The organism is Rhodococcus sp. NPDC060090, from assembly GCF_042729855.1.
Classification (GTDB): domain Bacteria; phylum Actinomycetota; class Actinomycetes; order Mycobacteriales; family Mycobacteriaceae; genus Rhodococcus.
Genome location: NZ_JBHWXB010000015.1, coordinates 80,244 through 105,692, shown reverse-complemented (window position 1 = coordinate 105,692; position 25,449 = coordinate 80,244). Strand labels below are relative to the sequence as shown.

Annotated in this window: 20 protein-coding genes and 1 tRNA gene; 5 read left to right on the top strand and 16 right to left on the bottom strand. The window is 65.7% G+C overall.

Translation table 11 applies throughout. The features are described 5' to 3' along the window. Positions 1 to 15 precede the first annotated feature (15 nt). The 6 genes from ACFWCF_RS20465 to ACFWCF_RS20440 all read right to left on the bottom strand — a co-directional run bounded on the left by ACFWCF_RS20465 (position 16) and on the right by ACFWCF_RS20440 (position 9,449). Complete coding sequence (locus ACFWCF_RS20465; protein ID WP_378565211.1) at positions 16 to 744, bottom strand: hypothetical protein; 729 nt, start codon at positions 742 to 744, stop codon at positions 16 to 18. Then, on the bottom strand, positions 737 to 1,171 hold the full coding sequence (locus tag ACFWCF_RS20460) for an acyl-CoA thioesterase (RefSeq protein WP_378565208.1): 435 nt from the start codon (positions 1,169 to 1,171) through the stop codon (positions 737 to 739). Before ACFWCF_RS20460 ends, ACFWCF_RS20465 begins: the two co-directional genes overlap by 8 nt. Before the next feature lie 4 nt (positions 1,172 to 1,175). Beyond that, positions 1,176 to 5,966, bottom strand: a complete 4,791-nt coding sequence (locus ACFWCF_RS20455; RefSeq protein ID WP_378565205.1) for an NAD-glutamate dehydrogenase — start codon at positions 5,964 to 5,966, stop codon at positions 1,176 to 1,178. A 125-nt stretch (positions 5,967 to 6,091) separates the two neighbouring features. Next, complete coding sequence (locus ACFWCF_RS20450) at positions 6,092 to 6,472, bottom strand: acyl-CoA thioesterase (protein ID WP_378565365.1); 381 nt, start codon at positions 6,470 to 6,472, stop codon at positions 6,092 to 6,094. Between the two features lie 79 nt (positions 6,473 to 6,551). Continuing rightward, positions 6,552 to 8,225, bottom strand: a complete 1,674-nt coding sequence (gene ettA / locus ACFWCF_RS20445; protein ID WP_378565200.1) for an energy-dependent translational throttle protein EttA — start codon at positions 8,223 to 8,225, stop codon at positions 6,552 to 6,554. Between the two features lie 129 nt (positions 8,226 to 8,354). Beyond that, positions 8,355 to 9,449, bottom strand: coding sequence for a lipase family protein (locus tag ACFWCF_RS20440; RefSeq protein WP_378565362.1), 1,095 nt, complete (start codon positions 9,447 to 9,449; stop codon positions 8,355 to 8,357). 155 nt (positions 9,450 to 9,604) lie between these two features. Between ACFWCF_RS20440 and ACFWCF_RS20435 the strand changes: the two genes are divergently transcribed. Beyond that, on the top strand, positions 9,605 to 10,441 hold the full coding sequence (locus ACFWCF_RS20435) for a tryptophan-rich sensory protein (RefSeq protein WP_378565197.1): 837 nt from the start codon (positions 9,605 to 9,607) through the stop codon (positions 10,439 to 10,441). Between the two features lie 67 nt (positions 10,442 to 10,508). Here ACFWCF_RS20435 and ACFWCF_RS20430 read toward each other — a convergent pair whose 3' ends face one another. From ACFWCF_RS20430 to ACFWCF_RS20400, 7 genes are all read right to left on the bottom strand, one after another. Next, positions 10,509 to 12,542, bottom strand: a complete 2,034-nt coding sequence (locus tag ACFWCF_RS20430; protein ID WP_378565194.1) for a cytochrome c oxidase assembly protein — start codon at positions 12,540 to 12,542, stop codon at positions 10,509 to 10,511. A gap of 95 nt (positions 12,543 to 12,637) precedes the next feature. Then, entirely contained in the window at positions 12,638 to 13,846 is a 1,209-nt protein-coding gene (locus tag ACFWCF_RS20425; RefSeq protein WP_378565359.1) for a VWA domain-containing protein, read from the bottom strand. After that, positions 13,840 to 14,739, bottom strand: coding sequence for an AAA family ATPase (locus ACFWCF_RS20420; protein WP_378565191.1), 900 nt, complete (start codon positions 14,737 to 14,739; stop codon positions 13,840 to 13,842). The genes ACFWCF_RS20425 and ACFWCF_RS20420 overlap by 7 nt, the downstream gene beginning before the upstream one ends. Next, positions 14,736 to 15,617 carry an XdhC family protein gene (locus tag ACFWCF_RS20415; RefSeq protein ID WP_378565188.1) on the bottom strand — a complete coding sequence of 294 codons (882 nt, stop codon included), beginning with the start codon at positions 15,615 to 15,617 and terminating at the stop codon, positions 14,736 to 14,738. The genes ACFWCF_RS20420 and ACFWCF_RS20415 overlap by 4 nt, the downstream gene beginning before the upstream one ends. A gap of 34 nt (positions 15,618 to 15,651) precedes the next feature. Continuing rightward, positions 15,652 to 18,063 (bottom strand): aerobic carbon-monoxide dehydrogenase large subunit, encoded by a 2,412-nt coding sequence (locus tag ACFWCF_RS20410; RefSeq protein ID WP_378565185.1) that lies wholly within the window; start codon positions 18,061 to 18,063, stop codon positions 15,652 to 15,654. Beyond that, positions 18,060 to 18,548 carry a (2Fe-2S)-binding protein gene (locus ACFWCF_RS20405; RefSeq protein WP_378565182.1) on the bottom strand — a complete coding sequence of 163 codons (489 nt, stop codon included), beginning with the start codon at positions 18,546 to 18,548 and terminating at the stop codon, positions 18,060 to 18,062. Before ACFWCF_RS20405 ends, ACFWCF_RS20410 begins: the two co-directional genes overlap by 4 nt. Beyond that, a complete protein-coding gene (locus ACFWCF_RS20400; protein WP_378565179.1) occupies positions 18,545 to 19,435 on the bottom strand; it encodes an FAD binding domain-containing protein in 891 nt (296 codons plus the stop codon). The genes ACFWCF_RS20405 and ACFWCF_RS20400 overlap by 4 nt, the downstream gene beginning before the upstream one ends. 288 nt (positions 19,436 to 19,723) lie before the next feature. Here ACFWCF_RS20400 and ACFWCF_RS20395 point away from each other — a divergent pair, with 288 nt between their 5' ends. The 4 genes from ACFWCF_RS20395 to gdhA all read left to right on the top strand — a co-directional run bounded on the left by ACFWCF_RS20395 (position 19,724) and on the right by gdhA (position 22,709). Then, a complete protein-coding gene (locus ACFWCF_RS20395; RefSeq protein ID WP_378565176.1) occupies positions 19,724 to 20,419 on the top strand; it encodes a DedA family protein in 696 nt (231 codons plus the stop codon). A gap of 49 nt (positions 20,420 to 20,468) precedes the next feature. Further along, positions 20,469 to 20,542, top strand: a tRNA-Arg gene (locus tag ACFWCF_RS20390). Between the two features lie 104 nt (positions 20,543 to 20,646). Further along, positions 20,647 to 21,075, top strand: coding sequence for a DUF1801 domain-containing protein (locus tag ACFWCF_RS20385; protein ID WP_378565173.1), 429 nt, complete (start codon positions 20,647 to 20,649; stop codon positions 21,073 to 21,075). Positions 21,076 to 21,365: 290 nt separating this feature from the next. Continuing rightward, positions 21,366 to 22,709 (top strand): NADP-specific glutamate dehydrogenase, encoded by a 1,344-nt coding sequence (gdhA, locus tag ACFWCF_RS20380; protein WP_378489989.1) that lies wholly within the window; start codon positions 21,366 to 21,368, stop codon positions 22,707 to 22,709. 76 nt (positions 22,710 to 22,785) lie between these two features. Here gdhA and ACFWCF_RS20375 read toward each other — a convergent pair whose 3' ends face one another. The 3 genes from ACFWCF_RS20375 to ACFWCF_RS20365 are packed head-to-tail and all read right to left on the bottom strand — an operon-like array spanning position 22,786 to position 25,387. Next, positions 22,786 to 23,010, bottom strand: coding sequence for a hypothetical protein (locus ACFWCF_RS20375; protein ID WP_378565170.1), 225 nt, complete (start codon positions 23,008 to 23,010; stop codon positions 22,786 to 22,788). Between the two features lie 13 nt (positions 23,011 to 23,023). Then, positions 23,024 to 24,241, bottom strand: coding sequence for a fatty acid desaturase family protein (locus ACFWCF_RS20370; protein WP_378565168.1), 1,218 nt, complete (start codon positions 24,239 to 24,241; stop codon positions 23,024 to 23,026). Positions 24,242 to 24,280: 39 nt separating this feature from the next. Beyond that, the gene (locus ACFWCF_RS20365) at positions 24,281 to 25,387 is read right to left on the bottom strand and encodes a ferredoxin reductase (RefSeq protein ID WP_378565165.1); all 1,107 of its coding nucleotides are present in this window, start codon (positions 25,385 to 25,387) and stop codon (positions 24,281 to 24,283) included. Between the last annotated feature and the right edge of the window lie 62 nt (positions 25,388 to 25,449).

The following is a 25,449-nucleotide window of genomic DNA, read 5'->3' as shown; positions in this document are numbered from 1 at the left end:
CGGCCTGAGCGCTCGTCAGAGGACGCTCAGGCCGAGACCTCCACTTTTCCGCAGATAGACCGAGCCGAAGCGGGCATCGAGCCGGATCCAAGTGTTCGAGGCGCGTACCCGCACCACCTCGTCCGCCGCGATCGCCCCCGCATCGATCCCTCCCGCGGCCGTCGTGTCGGGGCCGGTGGTGGGCACGAATCCCATCGCCCCGAGTGCGAACACCATCCGCATGGGCACCCCGACCGTCGTCTCATTCCCTCCTGGGGCCTCGCCTCCGCTGACCTCGAGGACTTCCTGCGCCAGCAGCGACGCCGGTGGTCCCTGCGCTCCCGCCTCGCGGGTCAGCGCCACACCCTGCTGGGCGAGTTCGACGAGGACCCGGGCAGGCACGTCGTCGACATGGACGAATCCCTCGTCCGGCGGTAATGCTCCCCGCCACGCAGAGTCCATCGCCCATCCCGGATCGATCGCCTTCGCGGTGCCTGCCGTCGCGGTGAGTGCGGCCCGCAGCGAATCTGCGGCGACACAGAGGTCGGCGGGCTGGACGGTCCCTCGCACGATACGGGTCGCGAGGACCTCGAATCCCGTCTGGACCCAGGCAACGAGAACGCCTTCGCCCCGACGTCGCAACCGTACGACCGCCGCCTCGTCGAGGCGCAGCGCGCGCGTGAGGAACGCGGCAAGGTCGGTGCGGTCGCTCTCGCCGGCGAGCGCGACCGCTCGCTCACCGAATCCCGGCGTCCTGTCAGTCACGCTTCCACCGCAGCAGGTAGGTGCGCTCCTCGTCGGTGAGCCGGCGGAGTCGCTGCGTATCGATGTCGAATGCGGCGATCTGGGTGGACGCGATGATCGACGGCACCGCGTCTGCGGGTGCACCGCCGGGCCGCACCTCATAGCCGATCGTGAAATCGACCGCGCGCACCTTCTCGGTCCACATCATGACGTCGAGGGGGCCGTCGTCGTGTCGCAACTGCCCGCGGTAACGGACGTGGAGGTCGGCGATCACGGCGCCCTCGCGCAGGCTCTGGGTCGGTCGCCCGTCGGCGAACAACCACGGAATGCGGGCTTCTTCGAGCAGAGTCACCATCCGCGCGTGGTTGATGTGCTGGAAGACGTCCATGTCGGACCACCGCACCGTGACTTCCGTGTGGAATCCGAATTGCTCGCCCGCATCGCTCACGCGTCTACCTCCGATCGGGTGCGCTGGTGCGCACCATGCTCCTGATCTGACGTGCTGCCACCGACAGGATGGCCAGGTCCAGACTCCCAGACGCGAAGATCTCGTCGAGGGCCGACCTCGCCCGCACGAGCCGCGAACCGTTCGACATCTCCCAGTCCTCGATCATCTCCGGACACATCTCCCCCGGCTCGGCGCCTGCGAGGACATCGAGGACGAGCGAGCGCAACGATCCGTACAGTTCGTCGCGCAGGGCAAGGCGCGCAAGGGAGTGCCATCGGTCGCCACGTTCGAGTTCGGTGACGGCCGACAGCAACCGGTCGATGCCCAGGTGCGCGTCCATCGCGTAATACAGTTCCGCGACCTCCGCTTCCTCCCGTTCCGCGATGTCCGCGATGTCGACGACGTCGAGGAGCGGGAACTGATCGAGAAGCCGGTAGACCATCGCGACCAGGTCCGGGGGCGCGTGCTGCGCAAGGATGTGCTCGGTGCGTTCCTCGAGGTTCCGCACGTGGTGACCGCGCATCCACTCACCCACCTGCGGTGCAAGATTCGCGAACAGCTGCCGGTAGCGGCTGATCTCGGCGCCCACCGCCAACGGCTGTGGCCGACTCGACAGCAGCCACCGCGACGCACGATCGAGGACGCGGCGGGATTCGAGCAACAGATCGTCCGCGATGCCTGTGGGGAGGTCGGCCGATCGGATCCGATCCCAGATCCCGCGCAGGCCGAAGATCTCGGTGACCGCAGCAAACGCGCGGACGGCATCGGTGCGCGATGCCCCCGTCTCCTCACAGAGGCGGAAGACGAAGGAGATTCCGCCGTTGTCGACGGTGTCGTTGGCGAGAATCGTCGCGACGATCTGCCTGCGCAGTGGATGCGCTCTGATGCCCGCGCGGAACCTGGTGCGGAGCGCGCGCGGAAAGTAGTCGGGCAATCGCGTAGCGAACGTGTCGCTGTCGGGGAGGTCGGTGTCGAGCAGGTCGTCGACGAGGGAAAGCTTGACGTGGGCGAGCAGTTGCGACAGTTCCGGCGAACTCAGGCCTTCTCCGTCTGCGCCGCGCTGTTCGAGCTCGGTGTCGTCGGGGAGCGCATCGAGGATGCGGTCGAGTCGCCCCTCTTTCTCGAGTTCGGCGATGAGCCGTTGGTGCACGCCGAGCAGCGCGGGTGCGGACACCCGTTCCAGGCCCAGGACTCCGTTCTGGTCGATATTGTCGGCGAGCACGAGTTCAGCGACGTCGTCGGTCATCGAGGCGAGCAGTGGGTTTCGTTCCTCGGCGGCGAGGTCGCCGGAGGTGACCATCGAGTCGAGCAGGATCTTGATGTTGACCTCGTGATCGGAGCAGTCGACACCGGCGGAGTTGTCGATGGCATCGGTGTTGATCTTTCCGCCGTTGCGGGCGAATTCGATCCGGCCGAGTTGGGTGACGCCGAGATTGCCGCCCTCCCCCACCACCCGGGCACGCAGATCGGCGCCGTCGACGCGGACCGTGTCGTTGCCCTTGTCCCCCACTTCGGCATGCGATTCGGATCGCGCCTTGACGTAGGTGCCGATGCCCCCGTTCCACAACAGATCCACGGGTGCCCGCAGGATCGCGCGAATCAGTTCGGGCGGAGTGAGTTCGGTGACGTGACCGGGCAACCCGAGCGCCGCACGGGCTTGTTCGCTGATCGGGATCGATTTGCGGGTGCGTTCCCACACCCCGCCCCCGGCGCCGATGAGAGCCGGATTGTAATCGGCCCAGGACGAGCGGGGCATCTCGAACAGCCGACAGCGCTCCTCGAACGAGGGTGCCGCTCCTGGGTCGGGGTCGAGGAAGATGTGGCGGTGGTCGAACGCGGCGACCAACCGGATGTGTTCGCTGAGCAGCATTCCGTTGCCGAACACATCGCCGCTCATGTCGCCGACGCCTACCGCGGTGAAGTCCTGGCTCCGAGTGTCGACCCCGAGTTCACGGAAGTGCCGCTTGACGCTCTCCCATGCGCCGCGGGCAGTGATCCCCATTTCCTTGTGGTCGTATCCGGCCGATCCTCCGGACGCGAATGCGTCGCCGAGCCAGTACTCGTATTCGGCGGCGACCGAGTTGGCGAGATCGGAGAAGGTGGCGGTGCCCTTGTCCGCAGCGACCACGAGGTAGGTGTCGTCATCGTCGTGCCGTACCACTCGCCGCGGCGGAATCGCTGTGCCACTCGCTCGGTCGAGGTTGTCGGTGAGGCCGAGCAGGGCAGCGATGAACCGGCGGTAGCAGGCTTCGCCGGATGCGCGTGTGGCCTGCCTGTCCGCGGCGGCGTCGCCGGTGAGCGGCGGTGGGCGTTTGACGACGAACCCGCCTTTCGCGCCGACCGGAACGATCACCGCGTTCTTCACGGCCTGCGCCTTCACCAGGCCGAGGATCTCGGTGCGGAAGTCCTCGTGGCGGTCGGACCAGCGGAGTCCGCCTCGGGCGACCGCACCGAAGCGCATGTGCACGCCCTCGACGTCCAGCGAGTACACGAACACCTCGAACATCGGCCGGGGTTCCGGCAGTTCCGAGATGCCGCTGGGATCGAACTTGAACGCCAGGGTTCGACCGCGCGCCTCGTCGTCGGTGGCAGGCACGAAGAAGTTGGTACGCAACGTGGATCGGATCAACGACAGCAGAGCACGCAGGATTCGATCGGTGACGAGCCCGGTGACGGCGTCGATCTTCTCGAGCAGTTCGTCGGTCATGATCTGCTCGCGGACGTCGGATGCGTGATCCGGGTCGAATCGGGCCGCAAACAGTTCCACGAGTAACGCGCTCGTACCGGGTGCGCCGAGCAGGACACCTTCGATGTTGTACTGGCTGTACGGAAACCCGGTCTGCCGAAGGTATTTCGCGTACGCGCGGAGCATCGTGGCCTGCCGCCAGGTGAGTCCGGCACGGAGCACGAGTTCGTTGAAACGGTCTGTCTCGGCATGACCACGCCACGCCGCAGCGAACATGTCGGTGATACGGCCCGCGAGAGTGGGGTCGGTGTCGAACAGCCCGGGGTCGAGGTCGTTCGGCACGTGCAGGCCGAAATCGTAGATCCAGCAGTCGACACCGTCGGATCTGGGCAGCAGGTAGGGCCGCTCGTCGACGACCTCCACACCGAGGCTCTGCAACACCGGAAGGACCCGGCCGAGCGTCACAGGTTCCGATCCGATGTAGAGCGTGAAGCGCCAACTCAGGCGGTCATCGGTGTCGGACCGGTACACGAGCGTGTCGAAGTCGCCGGGGCCGAGCGCTTCGAGACGGATCAGGTCGGCGAGCGCGCGTTCGGAGCTGAAATCCTCCTTGTACGCCTCGGGGGCGGCGTCGACGTACCGCTGGACCAGCGCGGGATCGACACTCGGATCGGAACCGGCCACCTCGGCGAGCCGGTCCTCCCAGCTGCGACTGGCCTTCGCGAGGAGCGTCTGGATGCGTTTCCTGTCGCTCTCGGAGGTCTCGATGCGGGGACGCACGTGGTCGGGGAACCGTACGGTGACGTGCAGTAGCGCCAGGTCGCCCTCGGACACCCGTGCAGTGTAATCGAGTGTGCCACCGCCGAATTCGTGGAGCAGGATGTTCTGCATCCTGATCCGGACCTTCGTCGTGTACCGGTCGCGGGGAAGGTACACCAGGCACGACACGTATCGCCCGTACGTGTCGACCCGAACGAAGAGCCGCACCTGCCGACGGATCTCGACCACGGATGTCACCGTCGTGTAGAGGGTCTCGGGGTCCATCGACAGCAATTCCGCGCGCGGCAGCGTCTGCATGATCTCGAGCATCGCCTGGCCGCCGTACGACGACAGTTCGACGCCCGCACGGGCGATGACGCCGCGTGCACGTCGTCGGAGGAGCGGGATGTCGAGGATGTTCTCGTGCATCGCCGTCACGGTGAGGACACCGAGGAAGCGATGCTCGCCGACGGTGCGCCCCTCGTCATCGAGGATGCCGACTCCGACGAAGTACGGATACACCGAGCGGTGCACGGTCGCCGGACGAGCACCTTGAGTGAGCACGAGCAGTGGCCGGCGTTCGGGATGGACTTCGGAGGGCAGGTCGATCGGATCTGCCGTCTCGGACACCGTGCGCAGCACACCGAGGCCGCTGTGCGGGATCGCACGCGAACGGCTCACGCCGTCGCTGTCGCGCTCGTCGAATTCGTAGCAGCGATACCCGAGCATTGCGTAGTTTCCGCGAGCCAGCCACCGCAGCAGCTCGGCTGTTTCGGTGAGGTCGGCCGTCGAGTTGACGGAGCCTGTGGCCGCAGCGAGTGCGTCGAGTTCCTCGGCGAGCCGGTTCTGCAAGGCTCGCATGGCATCGGTGTCGATGACGACCTGCCGCACATCGTCGAGTACGCCGCCGATTTCACGCTCGATCCCTGCGAGGACGTCCGAGGGCGTGGTCGGATGCAACTGGATGTGTATCCACGATTCTGCGAGCTCGTCGCCCTGCAGCGCGCCGTACGGGGCCATGTCGAGAAGCGCGCCGACGGGGTCGCGGTGGACCGCGAAGACCGGGTGCACCAGCGCGGCGATCACCGCACCGACACGGGAGAGCAGCGCCGTGACGGACTCCACCAGCAGCGGCATGTCGTCGGTGACGATCTGTACGGCGGCACCGACCGTGTCGTCCGGCCGGTAGACACGGATCGTGGCCGTGTCTGCGGGGCGGTCGATGCCGAGCTCCAGATGGGCAGCTGCGGCAGCCTCGGGATCGTCTATTCCGTCCGCGGACTGCACATACGCACGTTCCAGGACTCGCACAGTAGACGAAATATCGCGCGACGCCGCCGATTCCGACATCAACATCACTCCCCTCGCTTGCCGCCGAAACCGCGGACGCCGCGGACGGGCCCGTTGCCGAGCCTATCCGCGGCGTCCGATGTCAGGAGGCGAAAGCGTGAGCAGTCACCGATCCGATCCTGCTGTCAGGTCGTCGCAGCGACCCGATACCGGGCGAGTACGTCGCGTTCACCGTCGGTGATGGGTCGCGGACGCTCGGTCTGCGTGTCGAAACCGACGAGGACCGCGTCGCCGTGAGCACACACCGCACCGTCGCGGTCGCGCACCGTGTGTCTGAGCGTGTAGGAGGTGTTCCCCACGTGCAGGACGACGATCTCGACCGTGACGGGCCCTGACTCGTCCTTGATGGGTCGTAGGAACTCGACGTCCATCTTTCGCACCGCAATCGCGCCGCGCCTCAGTTCACCGGACTGGAGGAACTTGATTCGCCCCTCCTGCATGTACTCGACGACCTTGGTGTTGTTCACATGCCCGAGCCTGTCCGAATCCGCCCAACGCACCTCGATCCGAGCCCGATAGGGCTCGACCGAGGCCGTGGATACCGACCGAGTCGTGGCTACCGACCGAGTCGTGGATACCGACTGATCAGTCACGAGTCAGCTTCCGGTGGGTGACCCGATGCGGGCGAGCCGCGTCGGCGCCGAGACGCTCGACCTTGTTCGCCTCGTACGCCTCGAAGTTGCCTTCGAACCAGAACCACTTGCCCTCTTCGACGTTGCCTTCCCACGCGAGGATGTGGGTACAGGTGCGGTCGAGGAACCAGCGGTCGTGGGAGATCACGACGGCGCAGCCCGGGAACTGCTGCAGCGCGTTTTCGAGCGAGCTCAAGGTTTCGACGTCGAGGTCGTTGGTCGGCTCGTCGAGCAGGATCAGGTTGCCGCCCTCTTTGAGGGTCAGCGCGAGGTTCAGGCGGTTGCGCTCACCACCGGAGAGCACCCCGGACTTCTTCTGCTGATCCGGGCCCTTGAAGCCGAACGCACTGACGTACGCGCGGGACGGCATCTCGTTCTGTCCGACCTCGATGTAGTCCATGCCGCCGGACACGACCTCCCACACGTTCTTCGTGGGATCGATGTTGGCGCGGTTCTGATCGACGTAGCTGAGCTTGACCGTATCGCCGACCTTGACGGTGCCGCTGTCGGGCTCTTCGAGGCCGACGATGGTCTTGAACAGCGTGGTCTTACCCACGCCGTTGGGACCGATGACACCGACGATGCCGTTGCGCGGGAGCGTGAAGGACAGGTCCTTGATCAGGACACGGCCGTCGAAGCCCTTGTCGAGGTGGTCGACCTCGACGACGACATTGCCCAGACGCGGAGGCGTCGGGATCTGGATCTCTTCGAAGTCGAGCTTGCGGTGCTTCTCGGCCTCCGCAGCCATCTCCTCGTAGCGTCCCAGACGCGCCTTGCTCTTCGTCTGCCGAGCCTTGGAGCCGGACCGGACCCACTCGAGCTCCTCCCTGAGGCGCTTCTGCAGCTTCTGGTCCTTCTTACCCTGAACCTCGAGGCGCTCGGCCTTCTTCTCCAAGTAGGTCGAGTAGTTGCCCTCGTACGGGTGCAGCTTGCCGCGGTCGACCTCACAGATCCACTGGGCGACGTGGTCGAGGAAGTACCGATCGTGGGTCACGGCGAGGACTGCGCCGGGATACGATGCGAGGAACTGCTCGAGCCACAGCACCGACTCGGCGTCGAGGTGGTTGGTGGGCTCGTCGAGGAGCAGCAGGTCGGGCTTGCTCAGCAGCAGCTTGCACAGCGCGACACGGCGACGCTCACCTCCGGAGAGGTGGGTGACGGGCTCGTCCGGCGGCGGGCAGCGCAGCGCGTCCATCGCCTGCTCGAGCTGGGAGTCGACGTCCCACGCGTTGGCATGGTCGAGCTCCTCCTGCAGCTTGCCCATCTCGTCCATGAGCTCGTCCGAGTAATCGGTGGCCATGAGCTCGGCGATCTCGTTGAACCGGTCGAGCTTGACCTTGATCTCGCCGAGGCCCTCCTCGACGTTCTGCCGAACCGTCTTCTCCTCGTTGAGCGGGGGCTCCTGCAGCAGGATCCCGACCGTGGCGTCCGGATCGAGGAACGCCTCGCCGTTGCTGGGCTGGTCCATACCCGCCATGATCTTGAGGATCGACGACTTACCCGCGCCGTTGGGGCCGACGACACCGATCTTCGCGCCCGGGTAGAAGCTCATGGTGACGTCGTCGAGAATCACCTTGTCACCGTGCGCCTTGCGCACCTTCTTCATCGTGTATATGAACTCCGCCATGAAGACCAGCGTATCCGCCAAGCGCGCAGATCCCATATCCTGCGGTTCTGCCACCACCCCGCTGTGACCGAAGGCGACATTCATGCAGTTCAGCGCGCCCGAGGTGACATCGGGCCATGACGCTGTAGGTCAGGGTGCGGTGAACAGGCCCGCGACGAACGGTGTGGTGTCGGGCAGCGACACAGCCATCGTCTCCGAATGCCCCGTCGGATAGGTCCGGAACAGCGGTGCAGCGCCCCCGGCAGTCAGATCGGCGGCAAGCTTGAACGACAACGGAGCCGGCACCATCGTGTCGCGTAGTCCCTGGGCGAGGAACATCGGCCGGTCGAATCCTGTGACGGGAACTCTCAGGTAATCGGTGAACGCGGCACGGAACCGGTCGTCGGAGAGGGGTCGCGTCAGCAGATCGCCGATGCCCACGCCTGCATAGCGCTCGGTCAGCTCGTCGTAACAGAGGTCCTCGGCAGCGGCGAGCACCTCACGACCGGCATCGGTGAGGTAGCTGTCGAGATCCAAGGCCGGATCCGCGTCACGGAGCCCGGCGAAGATGTAGGCGCTGAACGTGGTGAGGCCGTCGAGACCGAGGTTCGGTAATCCCGGGAAACCGAGAGGGAAGACCAGTTCGAGATTGGACGGTGCACCGGTGGTCACCGTGCCACGGAAGTCGAGTTCGGGCGCACGTGTGGTCGCGAGGTGCGCTGTGTGGAGCGCGGCGTGGCCACCTTGTGACTGTCCGACCACGACCCACTCGCCGGACAGGTTCGGTTCGGCGGCGCGGCCGGCGCGAACGAGATCGACGATGCTGTTCGCGGCGCTCTGTCCGTCCAGGTAACGGTGCAGTCCTTCACTGCCCAGCCCTGGGTAATCGGCTGCCACCACCGCGTAGCCCTGCCCCAGCCAGTGGTCGAGGTAGGCGGTGTCGCGGGCACTGCGCGGATTACGCGATGGGGCACAGGAATCCGACAGCCCGGTCGTGCCGTGCGCCCACGCGAGCATCGGCCACCCGCCCTCGGGTGCCTCGCCGGGCGGCAGGAACAGCACACCGGTACCGACCGTGTCCGCCCCGGAACGCCATTGCGTCCGGTAGGTGATCTTCCGAGTGCTCGAGGCACCGGGCACCGACAGTTCGTCTGCCAGCGATTCGACGGAGACCACGGCGCCGGGCGCCTCCTGCGCCTGTGCCGGTGGTGCAACTACCACGGCGACGACCAGCAGAACACCCATCACGACGCCGGTGACGCTCGGCGCCACTCGCCTGCGCACAGCAGGTGCGCTCATCCCATTTCTGCTCGACACGCCGAGCACAATACGTGCTACACAGGCCGACTCGTCCGAACGCGTCCCGATTGAGGCCTCCGGGTTATGGGTAGTCAGCGTGCATGACGCAGCCGCCTTCCCTCACGCCCACACCGCCGGAAAATCCGATGCACCGCACCGATTACCCACGTGTCGTCGTGGTGGCGGTGAGCTCGGTTGTCGCCGTGGTCGGGTCATTCTTCGGCTCCGGCGCTGTGGCAGGCACACCGGTATCGGAGGCCGCAGGCGGCGCGCTGGGATCCGACGCCACGGCCGTTGCCCCCGGCGGCGCCGCCTTCTCGATCTGGACACTCATCTATATCGGTCTTCTCGCGCTCGCCGTGTGGCAGGCGCTACCGTCGCACCACGCCGACTCCCGCCAGCGGGCCCTGGGGTGGTGGATCGCTGTGTCGATGATTCTCAACGCCGCGTGGATCCTGGCGATCCAGTTCGACCTTCTCGCGGTGAGTGTTGCCGTGATTGCGGTTCTGCTCGGCGTGCTGGTTCGCATTTTCCTGGGGCTGAGCCGCTCGAGGCCGTCGACCACGCTCGAAGCGGTCGTCGTGGACGGCACGATGTTCCTGTACTTGGGCTGGGTCATGGTCGCGACCGTCGCCAATACTGCGGCCGCCCTCGAGTCTGCCGATCTCGATCCGTTCGGGTGGGGCGCGGACGCATGGGCCGTCATTGTGCTTGCGGTGGTCGCGGCGGTGTCGGTGCTGGTGGCGTTCGCGGGCCGCGGACGACTGGCCGTCGCGGCCGGAATCGCGTGGGGACTGATCTGGATCGCGATCGCACGCACGCAGGACGGCGGGCTGATGTCGACGCCTGCCGCGGTGGCCGCATCGGTCGCGGCAGCGGTCGCAGTGGTATCCGCCGTGGCGGTCCGGCTCTGGGCACGAGACCGCCAGGCATCGTGACCGCCAGGCATCGTGACCGCCAGGCATCGTGACCGCCAGGCATCGTGACCGCCAGGCATCGTGACCGCTATCGCTCTTCGTGATCCCGTCGCGCCAACTCCGCGAACATCGCGTTGTGCGCGGCCAGATCGGCGTCGTCGTCGCGATCGGCGGCCCGGTCGACGCGGCGGGCAACGCGTTCGTCACTGCGCGACCACTGCACCACCAGCGCGATCATCACGAGTACGAGCGGGATCTCACCGGCCGACCACGCGATGCTGCCACCGACTTTCTGGTCGGAGAACAGATCGGCGTTCCACGGCAATGCGAGGCTGCGATAGTAGGGCTCCGCCATCACCGATCCCATGCTCATCAGGGTCACGCCGAAGAAGGCGTGGAAGGGCAGCGAACCGAACACCATCGCCAGCTTGGTCACGGGCTGCACGTCGCGCGGTGACGGGTCGACACCGATGACCACCCAGTAGAAGAGATAGCCACTCAACAGGAAATGCAGATTCATCAGCACGTGCGCGGTGTGACTGTCGGCGAACGTGGTGAAGATCCCGCCCAGGTACAACGCATAGAACCCGCCGACGAACATCACCGACGCGACGATCGGGTGCGTCAAGAGGCGTGACGGGGGGCTGTGCAGGAACTCGAGGATCCATTCGCGCGGACCGGGCGGGGCGCCGCGTCCGGCGGGTCTGAACGCGCGCAACGCCAGGGTCATCGCTCCGCCGAGGGCGAGCAGTACCGGGGTGAGCATCGACATCGCCATGTGGGCACCCATGTGCACGCTGAACATGGCGGGCGAGTACATCCCGACACCGGAGCTGGTCGTCACCAGCAGGACGAAGCATCCCGAGAACCACGCGATGGACCGACCGAGAGGCCACGTGTCGCCGCGCTTGCGCAGCGTCCACAGCCCGATGGCGTACCCGGCTGCGAGCACCAGAGCCGCCGTGCCGAAGATCAGGTCGAACCGCCACTCGCCGAAGAACAGGTTCATGAAAGTAGGCGGCGCATCGAGGTTGTAGCCGAGCTCCACTTCGAGCACCGAGGGTGACGTCGCCGGTGGTGGTGGCGGTGTGCGTCCGAGCCCCACCGCCAGGCCCACGGTCGCCGCGAGAATCAGGGACTCGACCGCCGCGAACCGCACGAACGCTCCGCGGTTCGTCGGATCGGCTTCGAGGTCGGGCAGCGCACGCCGGCGCTGCGCCCACCCGAAGATGCCGAGCACGATCAAGGCCACTGTCTTCGCGACCACCAGCCGGCCGTACGTGGTGGTGAACAGATCGTCGAAGGGCACCCGCACCGCCGAGTTGATCACGCCGCTGATCGCCATCACCACGAACGCGATGCTCGCGACGAACGAGAATCTGCGGGCCGCCAGGTCGGAGTGCTCGCCTCGCCGCCACGCGTGAGCGAGTACCGCGAACAATCCGCCCGCCCACACCGACGCCGCCACCAGGTGCAGTACCAGGCTGTTGGTGGCCATGTCGTGGGAGCCGCCGGTGGACGAATGTCCGGTCAGCGCGATCGGCATCAACGCCACGAGGGAGAGCAACAGCAGATAGGGCGTCCACGACCAGCGCAGAGCCAGCCGGGTCACGATCGCTGTGATCAACGCGAGGACGGTGGTCCAGGCCCACGCGAGTGCCGTCTCGACCTGCCCGAGGGCCGCGAACAGATTCTCCGGTTTGATCGCCTCGGTCAGCGGCTGACCCGAGGTGTCCGACAGTGTCAACGGCACCATCAGTGCAGCCGTGACCGCCCACACCACCGCGGCGACACCTGCGGTCCGCACCGCGCGATAGCCGCCGACGTCCAGGACCCCGTCGGCTTGCGGAGGAACGAGGAACGCCGCGAAGAACAACGACCCGATGGTCAGAACCGTCGCGATCTCCGACACCGCACGCACCATCGGAAGGCCGTAGGTGGTGAGCGGACCGGGGTCGGGAATGCCGAGCATGACCAGCGCCTGCGCTGCCGACAGGCCCACGACTATCGCCGCGACGATGGCCGCGACGACGCCGAAGAGGACGAACAGCGCAGAGGGGTTGCCGCGCGCAGGTGTGGGAGCGGGCTGCGGTGCCTCCCGCTCGAGATCGGGTGTTGCCATGCCTACCAGGGTAGGACTTCACAGAATCCGGCTACGACGCCGTGTCGGAGACTCGTGTCACCACCGAGGAGCACGGCGAACTTGTGGGCAGGCAACTATGCATAGCGGTAGGTCGGGGCAAGCACCACATCGATCGCGTCGCGCAGAGCGGCGAGCGTGTCGGCGGGAAGCAGCACGTCGCAGTGAGGCAAGGCCGCCGCCATCGAACCGGTCGACGGTGCGAAGTCGCGCAGACCGGCGCGCGGGTTGAGCCACACCACCCGGTGCGCGCGTCGCCGGATCTGTGTCATGACCCGAGCCAGGTCGTCCGGATCGTCGCTGTCCCACCCGTCCGATGCGATCACGACGATCGCGCCGCGCAACGACTGACCACGGTGAGAACGCAGAACAGAGGAGAGTGATCCTGCAATCCGGGTACCGCCGAAACGCGTCTCGACGTGGTCGTTGACGGCGTCGATCGCCTGCTCGACGGACCGGTTCTTCAACGTCGGTGTCAAACGTGCCGCCGTGGTCGAGAATGCGAAGACCTCGGCATCTCCGGTGCGCACGACAGCGCGCATCAAAAGTAGATAGATGTCGACAAAGGCGCGCATCGAGCGGCTTACGTCGCAGAACAGCACGAGTCGACGTCGACGCCGCGCAGATCGGGTGTGGACGAGTCGTACCGGTTCGTACCCCGTGTGTCGCGATGCCGCGATACTCGCACGCAGATCGAGCCGTCCAGTGTGATGCGATTCGCGTCGGCGGCCGACCCGGGTCGGCCACGTCATCGCGGCATGCTCGAGCCACGAGGAGATCTCGGCCAGGCGTGCGGGATCGAGGTCGGAGAACCGCTGATCGGCGACAGCTTCGAGGGCGCTGGGAATCCGGTCGCCGGGTCTGGGACTGTCCTCCGACGACCGTTCGCTGAGAGTACCGGTGACGGTGCGCGTCACCCACGGCACATCGCCGCCCGTCTCGAAGCGGCGGCCGCCGATGGTCGAGGAATTCGTCGATGGCCGATCGTGCCCACCGTGGTGAAGTCCGGCGCGGCGAGCATGCGGGTCCATCGGTACCATGCCGTGGTCGAACACTGCCGAGAACACGACGTCGAACTTCTCGAGGTTCTCGTGTCGGTCGACGAGGGTGAGCCGGGCCGCCCAATACAGCTGTGAGCGGGTGCGCGGTGATTGCAGGCGCAGCGCCCGGGTCAGTGTCGCGGCGCCGTCGACCGTCACGGCGATTCCGGAGCGACGAAGCCGATCGGCGAGACCGACCGCGAACGCCGCCAGGTCGATACCGGGAAGCAGTAGGGCCGTCACGATGAACCTGCCACTACGAAATCGGTGAAGGCCTCCCCCACTGCATCGCGGTCGTCGGGGGTCTTGGCGAGCGCCGCCAACGACACACCGGCACCGGGACGCGCGAGGTCGGAGACGCCGAGCGCCGAAAGCGCGGACACCCAGTCGATGGTTTCCGCGATGCCGGGGGCCTTGTCGAGGTCGAGTCCGCGTACCGCGGCCACGAAATCGGTGGCCCGCGCGACGAGCGCCGCGTTCGCCTCCGGCACCGTGCGCCGCAGAATCGCGACGGCGCGTTCACGGTCGGGGTAGTCGATCCAGTGGTAGAGGCAACGCCGACGCAATGCGTCGTGCAGATCGCGGCTACGGTTGGACGTCAGGACCACGACGGGTCGCTGTGCGGCAGTGAGTGTTCCGAGTTCGGGGACGGTGACGCTGAATTCACCGAGGAACTCAAGCAGGAGAGCCTCGAATTCGTCGTCGGCACGGTCGATTTCGTCGACCAGGAGGACGGCCGGAGCATCGCCCCGATGCCGGACGCACTCGAGAATCGGACGTTCGAGCAGGTATTCCTCGGTGTAGAGGCCGTCCTCCTTCGGGGTGTTTCCGTGAACTTCGGCGAGCCGGATGGCGAGCAGTTGACGCTGATAGTTCCAGTCGTACAACGCCTCCGAGGTCGACAGCCCCTCGTAGCACTGCAATCGGATCAGCTTGCTCCCGAGGACATCTGCAAGCACTTTCGCCGCGGTGGTCTTACCGACACCGGGTTCTCCTTCGAGGAGCAGCGGCCGACCCAGTTCGGCGGCCAGATATATCGCGCTTGCGGTGCCTTCGTCGAGGAGGTGGTCGCGGGAGTCGAACCGCGCGAGCACCTCCGCGACGTCGGTGAAGGACCACGATCGGGTCGAGTCGCTCACGCCGCGTGTTCCTTCTGGTAGGCGCGTCGGCATCCGGGGCAGCAGAACCACACGTCGACGCCTGCAACGACGAGGTGCGGCGTCGATTCCGTCACCGTCACGGTCATGCCGCACACCGGGTCGACAGCGGTCCGCGACACCGGACGCGATACTCGGGGCGTTTTCGAAAGTTCACCGCTTCGCACTGCTCGCACGATGTCGGCGACGATCGACAACCCGATCTCCGCCGCCGTCCGCGCCCCGACGTCGAGTCCTGCCGGGGTGTGCACGCGCGCGCGTTCCTCAACGCTCGACTCGATCCCTTCGAGGACAGAACGGCCGCGCCGGGGGCTTGCAACGAGACCGACGTAGCCGACACCCGCATCGAGCGCTGCCCGGATCACCGCGGCTTCGTCGCCGCCGTGCGTCGCGATGATCACTGCGGACGCGCCGGCCGGGATCTCGGATCCGCTGATCTGTTCGACCAGGTAGTCGACCCTGCGGGCGAAGTCGGCGACCGCCTGCGCGATCGGCGAGGTGCCCGACACCGCAACGAGTGTGGGCGGCAACTGTGGTTCGAGGAAGATCTCCATTGCTCCTCCCGACATGCAGGGGTTGACAGCGATCGTTGCACCCGGTGTCTCGGGGAAGCCGTCGGATTCCGCGGGCAGGACCCGCAGCAGCACACCTTCGCCCCGGTCGAGCGCCTGCTGTGCTGCCGCGCGCACCGAGGTTTCGGTGCACTGCCCACCCACGAATCCTTCGATCGTGCCGTCGATGAGCACGAGTGCGTTGTCGCCGGAGTGAGCGGACGTGGGTGCTTGAGCACGGACCACCGTCGCCCGCACGAACGGCAACCGGTCTTCGCGTAGCTGTGTCTCACGGATGCTCAGATCCATGCCTGCTCCCCCTCTCGCCGTTCGATTCGGTTCATCAGATCGGGGGTGTCGCCCGGCCCTGCATTGCTTCCCATACCCGAGACGGGGTCAGCGGCATGTCGGCGTGCCTGATCCCGAGCGGCTTCAACGCATCCAGCACCGCGTTGACGATGGCGGGCGGTGAGCCGACCGTGGCGGATTCACCGATTCCCTTCGCGCCGATCGGGTGGTGTGGCGACGGGGTGACCGTGTGTCCGGTCTCCAACGTCGGCACCTCGAGCGCTGTGGGGATCAGGTAGTCCATGAACGAGCCGCCGAGGCATGTGCCGTTCTCGTCGAACGAGATCATCTCCATGAGGGCCATGCCGATGCCGTCGACGATGCCACCGTGCACCTGGCCTTCGATGATCATCGGGTTGATCCGGGTGCCGCAGTCGTCGACCGCGAGGAATCGACGGACCTTCACCTCGGCGGTACCGGGGTCGATGTCGACGACACAGAAGTATGCACCGTACGGATAGGTGAGATTCTCCGGGTTGTAACAGATCTGGGCTTCGAGACCCCCTTCGAGCCCTTCCGGGAGGTCGCCGGCACCGTGTGCGCGCATCGCGATGTCCTGGATCGTCACAGCCGCGGACGGATCGCCCTTGACATGGAAGGAGCCCTTGTTCCATTCCAGGTCGGCGACCGAGACTTCGAGCATCCCCGAAGCGATGATCTTCGCCTTGTCGCGCACCTTACGTGCGACGAGAGCTGCCGCCGCGCCCGACACCGGCGTCGACCTGCTGCCGTAGGTGCCGAGACCGAACGGGGTGTTGTCGGTGTCGCCGTGCACGACATCGATGTCGTCGGGCGGGATACCGATCTCCTCGGCGACGATCTGCGCGAACGTCGTCTCGTGCCCCTGTCCCTGGCTCTGTACCGACAGTCTGACCACCGCTTTGCCGGTCGGGTGCACACGGAGTTCGCAACCGTCGGCCATGCCGAGACCGAGGATGTCCATGTCTTTGCGGGGGCCCGCCCCGACCGCTTCGGTGAAGAACGCCATGCCGATGCCCATCAGCTCACCGCGGGTCCGGCGCTCGGCCTGTTCGCGGCGCAGATCGTCGTAGCCGATCATGCCCATGGCCTTGCGCATGGTGGTCTCGTAGTCGCCCGAATCGTACTTCCAACCCGTCTGGCTGGTGTACGGGAACTGGTCGGGTCGCAGCAGGTTCTTCAGCCGCAGCTCCGCCGGGTCCATCTCGAGATCGAATGCGAGGCAGTCGACGAGCCGCTCGACGAGGTACACGGCCTCGGTGATCCGGAACGAGCACGCGTACGCGACGCCGCCGGGCGCCTTGTTCGTGTGGACGGCCGTCATGTGGCAGTAGGCGGCCTCGATGTCGTAGCTGCCGGTGAACACACCGAAGAACCCGGCCGGGTACTTCACAGGCGCGGCGGTGGCATTGAATGCGCCGTGGTCTGCAAGGACCTGCGTCCGGATCGCGAGGATCTTGCCTTCCTGGGTCGCCGCGACCTCGCCGACCATGATGTAGTCGCGTGCGAAACCTGTGCTCATCAGGTTCTCGCTGCGATCTTCCATCCATTTGACAGGCTTGCCGATCACGAGGGACGCGACGATCGCCCCCACGTAACCGGGGTAGATCGGAACCTTGTTGCCGAATCCGCCGCCGATGTCGGGTGAGATCACCTGGATCTTGTGTTCGGGCAGACCCGCGACCAGCGCGTACAACGTTCGGTGCGCGTGAGGTGCCTGCGTCGTCGACCACAGCGTGAGCTTGCCGGTGACCCGGTTGTAGTCTGCGACCGCTCCACAGGTCTCCATGGGTGCGGGGTGCACCCGCGGGTAGACGATCTCCTGGCGGGTGACGACGTCGGCGCGCGCGAACACCGCGTCGGTCGCCGCTGCATCGCCGGCTTCCCAGTCGAAGCAGTGGTTGTCGGTCTTGCCCTCGAGGTCGGTGCGGATGATGGGCGCCTCGGGCGAGAGGGCGGTGCGGACGTCCACGACGGGTTCGAGGATGTCGTAATCGACATCGATGAGTTCGAGCGCGTCGCGTGCCGAGTAGTGGTCCTCCGCCACGACGAACGCGACCTCCTGACCGTGGAACCGCACCTTGTCGGTGGCGAGCACGGCTTGCACGTCGTTGGACAGGGTCGGCATCCACGCCAGACCCTTCTCCGCCAGGTCGGCGCCGGTGATGACGGCCTTGACCCTCGGGTGCGCCAACGCCGCAGAGGTGTCGATGCCGAGGATCCGAGCATGCGCGACCGGAGAACGCAGTATCGACATGTGCAACATGCCGGGCAGCTGGATGTCGTCGACGTACTGGCCCTGCCCGCGGATGAACCGGGGATCCTCCTTGCGGAGCATGCGACCGTGACCGCACGGCTTACAGTCGTTGTCCGCAGCTGCCGGATCTCCTGTTTCCTGGACTTCGCGGTCTGATTCGACAGCGGTCATGACGTGGCCTCCACATCCTTGTCGGAGTTCGAGTGCTCGGCCGCCCAGCGCACCGAGCGCACGATCGTGGTGTAACCGGTGCACCGGCAGATCTGACCGGAGATCGCTTCACGGATCGTCGCGTCGTCCGGGTCCGGATCTCGGTCGAGCAGCGCGCGAGCGGTGATCATCATGCCCGGTGTGCAGAATCCGCACTGGAGTCCGTGGCAGCGCATGAAGCCTTCCTGCACCGGATCGAGGACGCCGTCTTTCTCGAGGCCCTCGACGGTCCGCACCTCGTGGCCTGCGGTCATCACAGCGAGCGTCGTGCACGACTTGACGGGTTCGCCGTCGATCGAGACGACGCACGTCCCGCAATTGCTGGTGTCGCAACCCCAGTGGGTTCCGGTCAGCTGCAGATGGTCGCGGAGGAAATGGACGAGCAGCGTACGCGGTTCGACGTCGGACTCGACGTCTTCACCGTTGACCGTCATCGAGATCTTCATCGAGGTCGATTCCCTTCGAGCGAGCCGAGTCGTTCGACCGCGCGGCGCAGCGTCCGCACGGTCAGTTCCGAGGCGAGGTGGCGCTTGTATTCGGCGGTACCACGCTGGTCGGATTCCGGTGAGCACGCGGCCGATGCGATCGCTCCGGCCTCGCGGAACAGCTCCTCCGACGGAGCCTCACCGCGGAGCAGATCCGTGATCGCCGCGAGTGCCTCCGTATCGGCCCGGACAGCGGTGAGGCCGACACGGGCGTCTGTGATCGCATCACCGGACATCCACACTGCGGCGCCTGCCGCTGCGACTGCCCAGTCGCCTGCGCGGCGCTCCACCTCCGCGTAGGCACTCGAACCGGCGCCCCTGCGTGGCAGGCGGACCTCCACGAGAAGCTCATCGGAGGCAACCGCTGTTTCATAGGGCCCGAGGTGGAACTCGGTGAACGACAACTCGCGCACCCCCGACGGACCGCGGAGGACACACGTGGCATCGAGCACCGAGCACACCGTCGAGAGGTCTTCCGCGGGGTCTGCCTGACACAGCGAGCCGCCGATCGTGCCGCGGTTGCGCACCACCGGATCGGCGATGACCTTCTCTGCGTCCCGGAAGATCGGGAACACGGCTTCGAGGCCCTCGAACTCGAGCAGTGTGCGGTGACGGGTCAATGCTCCGATACGGACCGTCTCCGGCTCGATCTCGATGTAGGCGAGTTCGTCGCCGAGATCGTTGATATCGATCAGATGCTCGGGATCGGCGAGCCTGAGTTTCATCATGGGCAGCAGACTGTGCCCTCCGGCAATGACTCGGGACTCCTCACCCAACCGTTCGAGCAGAGCTATCGCGTGTTCCACATCTGTGGCGCGCTCGTAGCCGAAGGGGCCCGGAACCTGCATGTTTCACTCCCCGCCTAGGGTGAATCCCACCACACCGAACACACCGCATGTATCCCCATCCCCCGCGCTGCTCAGGGTAGTGCCGACGTCGCATTCCGGTGTCGAAACCGGACTATTGCGACCAACCCCCAGTTCGATGCCCGAAACGGGCAGGCGCGAACACATCGCATGCGCGATCGAGACGGCTCCTGGGGCCCGGATCGGGAGTCACCCTGATGTGCTCCCACTCGACTGCGAATACCGTAGAAGTAGTAACCGCTGTGACCCGACAGGAGCACCACCGCCCCCATGGACGTGATCAACGACCTCATCATCGGCCAGGCAGCAGCCCTGTGGGTCTATCCTCTTCTGTTCTTCGTGTGCATCCTCGACGGCTTCTTCCCCCCGGTACCGAGCGAGACCATCCTCGTCACCCTCGCGTCACTCTCGGGCTCGACCGGAAAGCCGTACCTCTGGCTGGTCATTCCGCTCGCAGCACTAGGTGCGATCATCGGCGACAACATCGCCTACACGATCGGACGGAAGGTCGGCACCGAACGCTTCGCATGGATGCGCAAGCCCCGGGCGCGCAAGGCGTTCGCCTGGGCGCGTCACGGTCTGGACAAGCGCGGCGCGGCGATCATCATCACCGCACGGTACATACCCATCGGCCGGATCGCCGTGAACATGACCGCCGGAGCTACGCGCTACCCGCGGAAGAAGTTCGTGCCGCTGACGATCATCGGAGGGCTCACCTGGGCGGTGTACTCGTCGATGATGGGACGACTCGTGGGCGGGTTCTTCCACGACCAGCCGCTCCTCGGCGCCGTCGTCTCGATCTGCGTCGCCGTATTGCTGGGCATCGGGGTCGACCACGTGATGCAGAGGTTGCACACAGGCAAGGCGGACGCGGTCGACGAATCGGACTCCGCGTCGCCGTCGGACGACACCATCGAGGCGAACACCGAGGATACCGGAGACCCCGGTCCCGCCCGCACCGTGTGAGAGACCCTCTCCGCGCCCGACGACGCGGCCCCGTTAAGATTTTGGCCGCGCCCCCGTAGCTCAGCTGGATAGAGCAAGAGCCTTCTAATCTCTAGGTCGCAGGTTCGAGTCCTGCCGGGGGCACCCACTTTCGCAATCACCGACCTCGGCGCAGATCGCCAATACAATCGATGTCGTTGTATGTGCACTGCAATCCTGTGCACGAACTCTGCTCCAGGAGGTCGCCGATGACCGGCCACAAGAAGAACGACGCGGGGCCGAAGTTGCTCTCGGGTGGCAATCCTCAGATCCCCAAGGGTGAGGGAAACGTCCCTGTCGCGGCGTATATCACCGCTATGCCCGAGTGGAAACGCGATATCGGCGAGCGCCTCGACGCACTCGTCGTCGACGTGGTTCCGGATGTACACAAGGCAGTCAAGTGGAACCAGCCGTTCTACGGCTTCGAAGAGGACGGCTGGTTTCTCTCGTTCCGTTGCTACACGAAGTATGTGCAGGTGCAGTTCTTCCGAGGGACGTCACTCGACCCCGTCCCGCCGAAGGCCTCCAAGCACGACGAGGTGCGCTACCTCGACATCCACGAGGACGAGGAACTGGACGAGGACCGGCTTCGCTCGTGGATCGAGCAGGCCAGTCGCCTCCCGGGCGAGAACATGTGAATCCACGCTGGTCACCGCCGTATCTCGTCCCGTGCAGCAGCCCTACATCTCTGCGTTCACCTCGGTAGACCGACCGCGACGAGCACGCGGCATGCAGGGCACGAATCGCGTCGGATCCACAGTCTCCGAATGTTCTGTTTCGGCAACCCCGGCACGCACGTATTCACGCGCCGCGACACCTGTGTTCCTTGTCGCACGAGGGCACCGGATTACCAGAGAGCAGTACTCGGCCCCTATAGTTCACGACGTAAATACGGTGTAACAGTCTTCTCACAGTCAGGTAGGTGGGCGTGTCGACCTCGGACCGCATCGCAGAGATCTATGAACAGGTGAAGGCCCGCAACGCGGGCGAGCCCGAGTTCCATCAGGCTGCGGCCGAGGTATTCGAGTCTCTGCACGTAGTGCTCGAACGGCACCCCTCCTACTTCGACTCCGGGCTCATCGAGCGTCTCTGTGAGCCCGAGCGGCAGATCATCTTCCGCGTGCCGTGGATCGACGACCACGGCCAGGTGCACGTCAACCGCGGTTTCCGCGTGCAGTACAACAGCGTGCTCGGCCCCTACAAGGGTGGCCTGCGCTTCCATCCGAGTGTAAATCTCGGCATCGTGAAGTTCCTCGGCTTCGAGCAGATCTTCAAGAACGCACTCACCGGCCTGCCTATCGGTGGCGGCAAGGGCGGCTCGGACTTCGACCCCAAGGGCCGTTCCGAGCAGGAGATCATGCGCTTCTGCCAGTCGTTCATGACCGAACTGCAGCGCCACATCGGTGAGTACACCGACGTCCCCGCGGGTGATATCGGCGTCGGCGGCCGCGAGATCGGCTACCTGTTCGGCCAGTACAAGCGTCTGACGAACTCCTACGAGTCCGGTGTCCTCACGGGCAAGGGTCTCACCTGGGGCGGATCGCAGGTCCGCAAGGAAGCCACCGGCTACGGTGTCGCATACTTCGTCGCTGAGATGGCCAAGGCCCGCGGTTACTCCATCGAGGGATCGACCGCAGTGGTGTCGGGCTCGGGCAACGTCGCGATCTACGCGATCGAGAAGATCCACAAGCTCGGCGGCAAGGTCGTCGCGGTATCGGACTCCTCGGGTTACATCTACGACAAGAACGGCATCGACTGCAGTCTCCTCAAGGAGATCAAGGAGATCCGTCGCGGCCGCATCTGCGAATACGCAGAGGAACGTACCGACGCAGAGTTCTTCGCCGACGGCAACATCTGGACGGTGCCGTGCGACATCGCGCTCCCCTGCGCCACCCAGAACGAACTCGACGAGGACGCCGCCAAGACCCTCGTCAAGAACGGTGTCAAGGTCGTCGCCGAAGGCGCGAACATGCCGACCACCCCCGGCGGTGTGGCGGTGTTCCGCGAGGCAGGCGTTCGTTTCGCTCCCGGCAAGGCAGCCAACGCCGGTGGCGTCGCTACCTCCGCACTCGAGATGCAGCAGAATGCGTCGCGCGATTCGTGGCACTTCGACTACACCGATGAGCGCCTCGCGGGCATTATGCGCGACATCCACGGGCGCTGCATCGAGACCGCTGCCGAGTACGGCAAGCCGGGCGACTACGTGCACGGCGCGAATATCGCCGGCTTCGTGAAGGTCGCCGACGCGATGTTCGCGCTCGGCGTCATCTGACGACGCTCGCAGACCTGATGTAGAGCTCGCAGCCCTGGTGGTCATCCACCAGGGCTGCGAGCTTTTGTCGGTCTGCCTACTTCTCGTCCTTCTCGTCGGCGCCTTCGTCACCGCGGTGATCGCTGCGTGCCTTCTTCGAGGCCTCGCGCATTTCGATTCCTTCGGTGATCAGGTCACCGATTTCGCGGGTCACGTCGCGGACCGCTCCGGCAATGATGCTCGCGATCGCGCCGACATGTGTCGCCGTCGATTCGGTCACTTCCTGAATGACGTCCTTGTTCCGCTCGAACCTTCCAACCATGCCCGATCCCCCCTCATACGTTCTCCCGCGCGAGAGTACCCGCCGTCTCCGAGCCGCGCCCGGAACTCGATGGACGGTCGATGAGCACCGCTGTCTCCGGCTCCGGCGACACCAGGGCAGGCGGAAGAGCGAACCGGAAGATCTTCTTCCAGACGGACGAGACCTGCGCGAACAGGCCACCGGTGTTGTAGGGCAATCCGTGCTTCTCGCACAGCGCCTGCACCTGCGGTGCCAGATCCGGGTAACGGTGTGCCGGCAGGTCCGGGAACAGGTGGTGTTCGATCTGGTGTGACAGGTTGCCGGACATGATGTGGAACAGCGGGGTGCCGCTGATGTTCGCACTCCCGAGCATCTGGCGCACGTACCATTCGCCGCGCGTCTCGTTCGAGGTCTCCTCCTTCGAGAACGACTGCACACCCGACGGGAAATGACCGCAGAAGATGATCGAGAACGTCCACACGTTCCGGACCAGGTTGGCGGTCGCGTTACCCACCAGAGTGGGAACGAGCATGGGACCGCTCAACAGCGGGAACGCGACGTAATCCTTGATCAACTGACGCCGGGCCTTACGCCACCAGCCTTTCGCCAGCGGGATCACGTCCCGCCAGCTCCGCTCGCGCGAGACGATCCGCTCGACTTCCGCGTCGTGGAACATGACACCCCATTCGAACAGCAGCATCAATGCCGTTGCGTACACCGGGTTGCCGAGATAGTACGGATGCCACTTCTGCGCCGGGTCCATACGAAGGACCCCGTACCCGATGTCGCGATCCATCCCGAGGATGTTGGTGTAGGTGTGGTGCATGTAGTTGTGCGAATGCCGCCACTGATCCGACGGGCACACCGTGTCCCACTCGAATGTGCGGGAGTTGAGCGACGGTTCGCGCATCCAGTCGTATTGGCCGTGCATGACGTTGTGGCCGATCTCCATGTTGTCGAGGATCTTCGACACGCTGAGTGAAGCCACCCCTGCCACCCACGCCGGGGGGAAGAAGCCGAGGAACAGCAGGCCACGACCGGCCACCTCGAACCTACGCTGGGCCTTGATGATTCGGTAGATATAGTCGCGGTCGTTGGCACCGAGGGAAGCGACGGTACGTTCCCGAAGCGCATCCAGCTCGCCGCCGATTTCGTCGACCTGATCGCGACTGAGCACGATCGGATCCGCTGCGGCGGGTTTCGTACGACCACCCGACAGGAACGGGATCGATGGAAGAGTCAAGCCGAACATGCTGTCCTCCAATTTCTTCGACTCGGAGAGTGACTGCCGTCAGAGTTCGACGGTGACGTTGCCGACCGGTGCGCTGATACAGATCTGGATACGAGTGCCCGGTTCGGAATCGGTCTCGCCCGTCCGCACATCACGTGTGCAGCCGGATGACCGGACCGCGGTGCAGGTATGGCAGATCCCCATGCGGCACCCGTGTTCCGGAGCGAGTCCGGCATTTTCGGCCTGCTCGAGTACGGTGGCGCCATTGTTGGGGGCGACGATTCCCGACTCGGCGAACGACACCGATCCCGACGCATCGCCCGGGTCGACGGCGTATGCGGGCAGCGTGAATTCTTCGGTGCGCAACAGGTCGGTGGATCCGTTCTCGTGGTAGAGGTTTCGTACGCCCTCGACCAGACCGGACGGGCCGCACACGTAGGTCGGGGTTTCGGCGAACCACGGCGCGACTGCGTCGAGATGTGCGCGGTCGAATCGGCCGCGCAGGTGTCCACCCTCGCCACGGGTATGGACGAACACGAGCTCGACGTTGGGTAGTGCCGCCAATGCCTCGAGCTCCGCTCTGCGGGGTACGTGCGCCGCAGTGCGTGCGTAGTACACGAACGTCACTGCACTCGTGCCCTTTTCGGAAGCGAGCGCTCCGAGCATCGACAACACCGGAGTGATACCGGAACCGCCACTGATCATCAACAGGCGCGGCGGACGCGACTCGGGGAGCACGAAGTCCCCCTCGCCGTCACTGACCTCGACGACGTCCCCCACCCGTGCGCGCTCCGCGAGGTGTCCGGAGACCAGCCCTCCGGGCCGATCGCCGACGGTGAGCACCACGTCGCGTGTCCCGGGCACGATCGCAGGCGAGAACATGCGCACGTACCGGACTCCCTCGATCACCACGGCGAGCCGAATGTGCTGCCCCGGCTCGAATCGGCAGGGTCGCGCCGGACGCAGGATCACCGTGGTCGATCCGTGCACACTTGTATCGATACGTACAATCCGGGCGCGGTTGGCCGCGGTCGCGAGGAGTGGGTCGGCGAGCTCGAGGTAGCGGTCCGGATGGTGCGGTGTCGAGAGTGCACCGAGTGCTCCGAACAGGAGTTTTCTGACTCCGACCCGGAGTGGGACACGGCTCGGAGCGGGGCTCACAGTCATGGCTTCCAACCTTCCGATGCAGAGGCAGCGGTTCAGTGCACATGCGTACACTGAATACAGTG

Bases quoted from the DNA above. Each gene is read 5' to 3' on its own strand.
- ACFWCF_RS20400 (WP_378565179.1), bottom strand. From the start codon at position 19,435: ATGCAGGTTCCGGGCCCCTTCGGCTACGAGCGCGCCACAGATGTGGAA.
- ACFWCF_RS20370 (WP_378565168.1), bottom strand. From the start codon at position 24,241: ATGTTCGGCTTGACTCTTCCATCGATCCCGTTCCTGTCGGGTGGTCGT.
- ACFWCF_RS20430 (WP_378565194.1), bottom strand. From the start codon at position 12,542: ATGGCAACACCCGATCTCGAGCGGGAGGCACCGCAGCCCGCTCCCACA.
- ACFWCF_RS20405 (WP_378565182.1), bottom strand. From the start codon at position 18,548: ATGAAGATCTCGATGACGGTCAACGGTGAAGACGTCGAGTCCGACGTC.
- ettA (WP_378565200.1), bottom strand. From the start codon at position 8,225: ATGGCGGAGTTCATATACACGATGAAGAAGGTGCGCAAGGCGCACGGT.
- ACFWCF_RS20435 (WP_378565197.1), top strand. From the start codon at position 9,605: ATGACGCAGCCGCCTTCCCTCACGCCCACACCGCCGGAAAATCCGATG.
- ACFWCF_RS20395 (WP_378565176.1), top strand. From the start codon at position 19,724: ATGGACGTGATCAACGACCTCATCATCGGCCAGGCAGCAGCCCTGTGG.
- ACFWCF_RS20415 (WP_378565188.1), bottom strand. From the start codon at position 15,617: ATGGATCTGAGCATCCGTGAGACACAGCTACGCGAAGACCGGTTGCCG.
- ACFWCF_RS20385 (WP_378565173.1), top strand. From the start codon at position 20,647: ATGACCGGCCACAAGAAGAACGACGCGGGGCCGAAGTTGCTCTCGGGT.
- ACFWCF_RS20375 (WP_378565170.1), bottom strand. From the start codon at position 23,010: ATGGTTGGAAGGTTCGAGCGGAACAAGGACGTCATTCAGGAAGTGACC.
- ACFWCF_RS20365 (WP_378565165.1), bottom strand. From the start codon at position 25,387: ATGACTGTGAGCCCCGCTCCGAGCCGTGTCCCACTCCGGGTCGGAGTC.
- ACFWCF_RS20455 (WP_378565205.1), bottom strand. From the start codon at position 5,966: ATGTCGGAATCGGCGGCGTCGCGCGATATTTCGTCTACTGTGCGAGTC.
- ACFWCF_RS20410 (WP_378565185.1), bottom strand. From the start codon at position 18,063: ATGACCGCTGTCGAATCAGACCGCGAAGTCCAGGAAACAGGAGATCCG.
- ACFWCF_RS20440 (WP_378565362.1), bottom strand. From the start codon at position 9,449: ATGGGTGTTCTGCTGGTCGTCGCCGTGGTAGTTGCACCACCGGCACAG.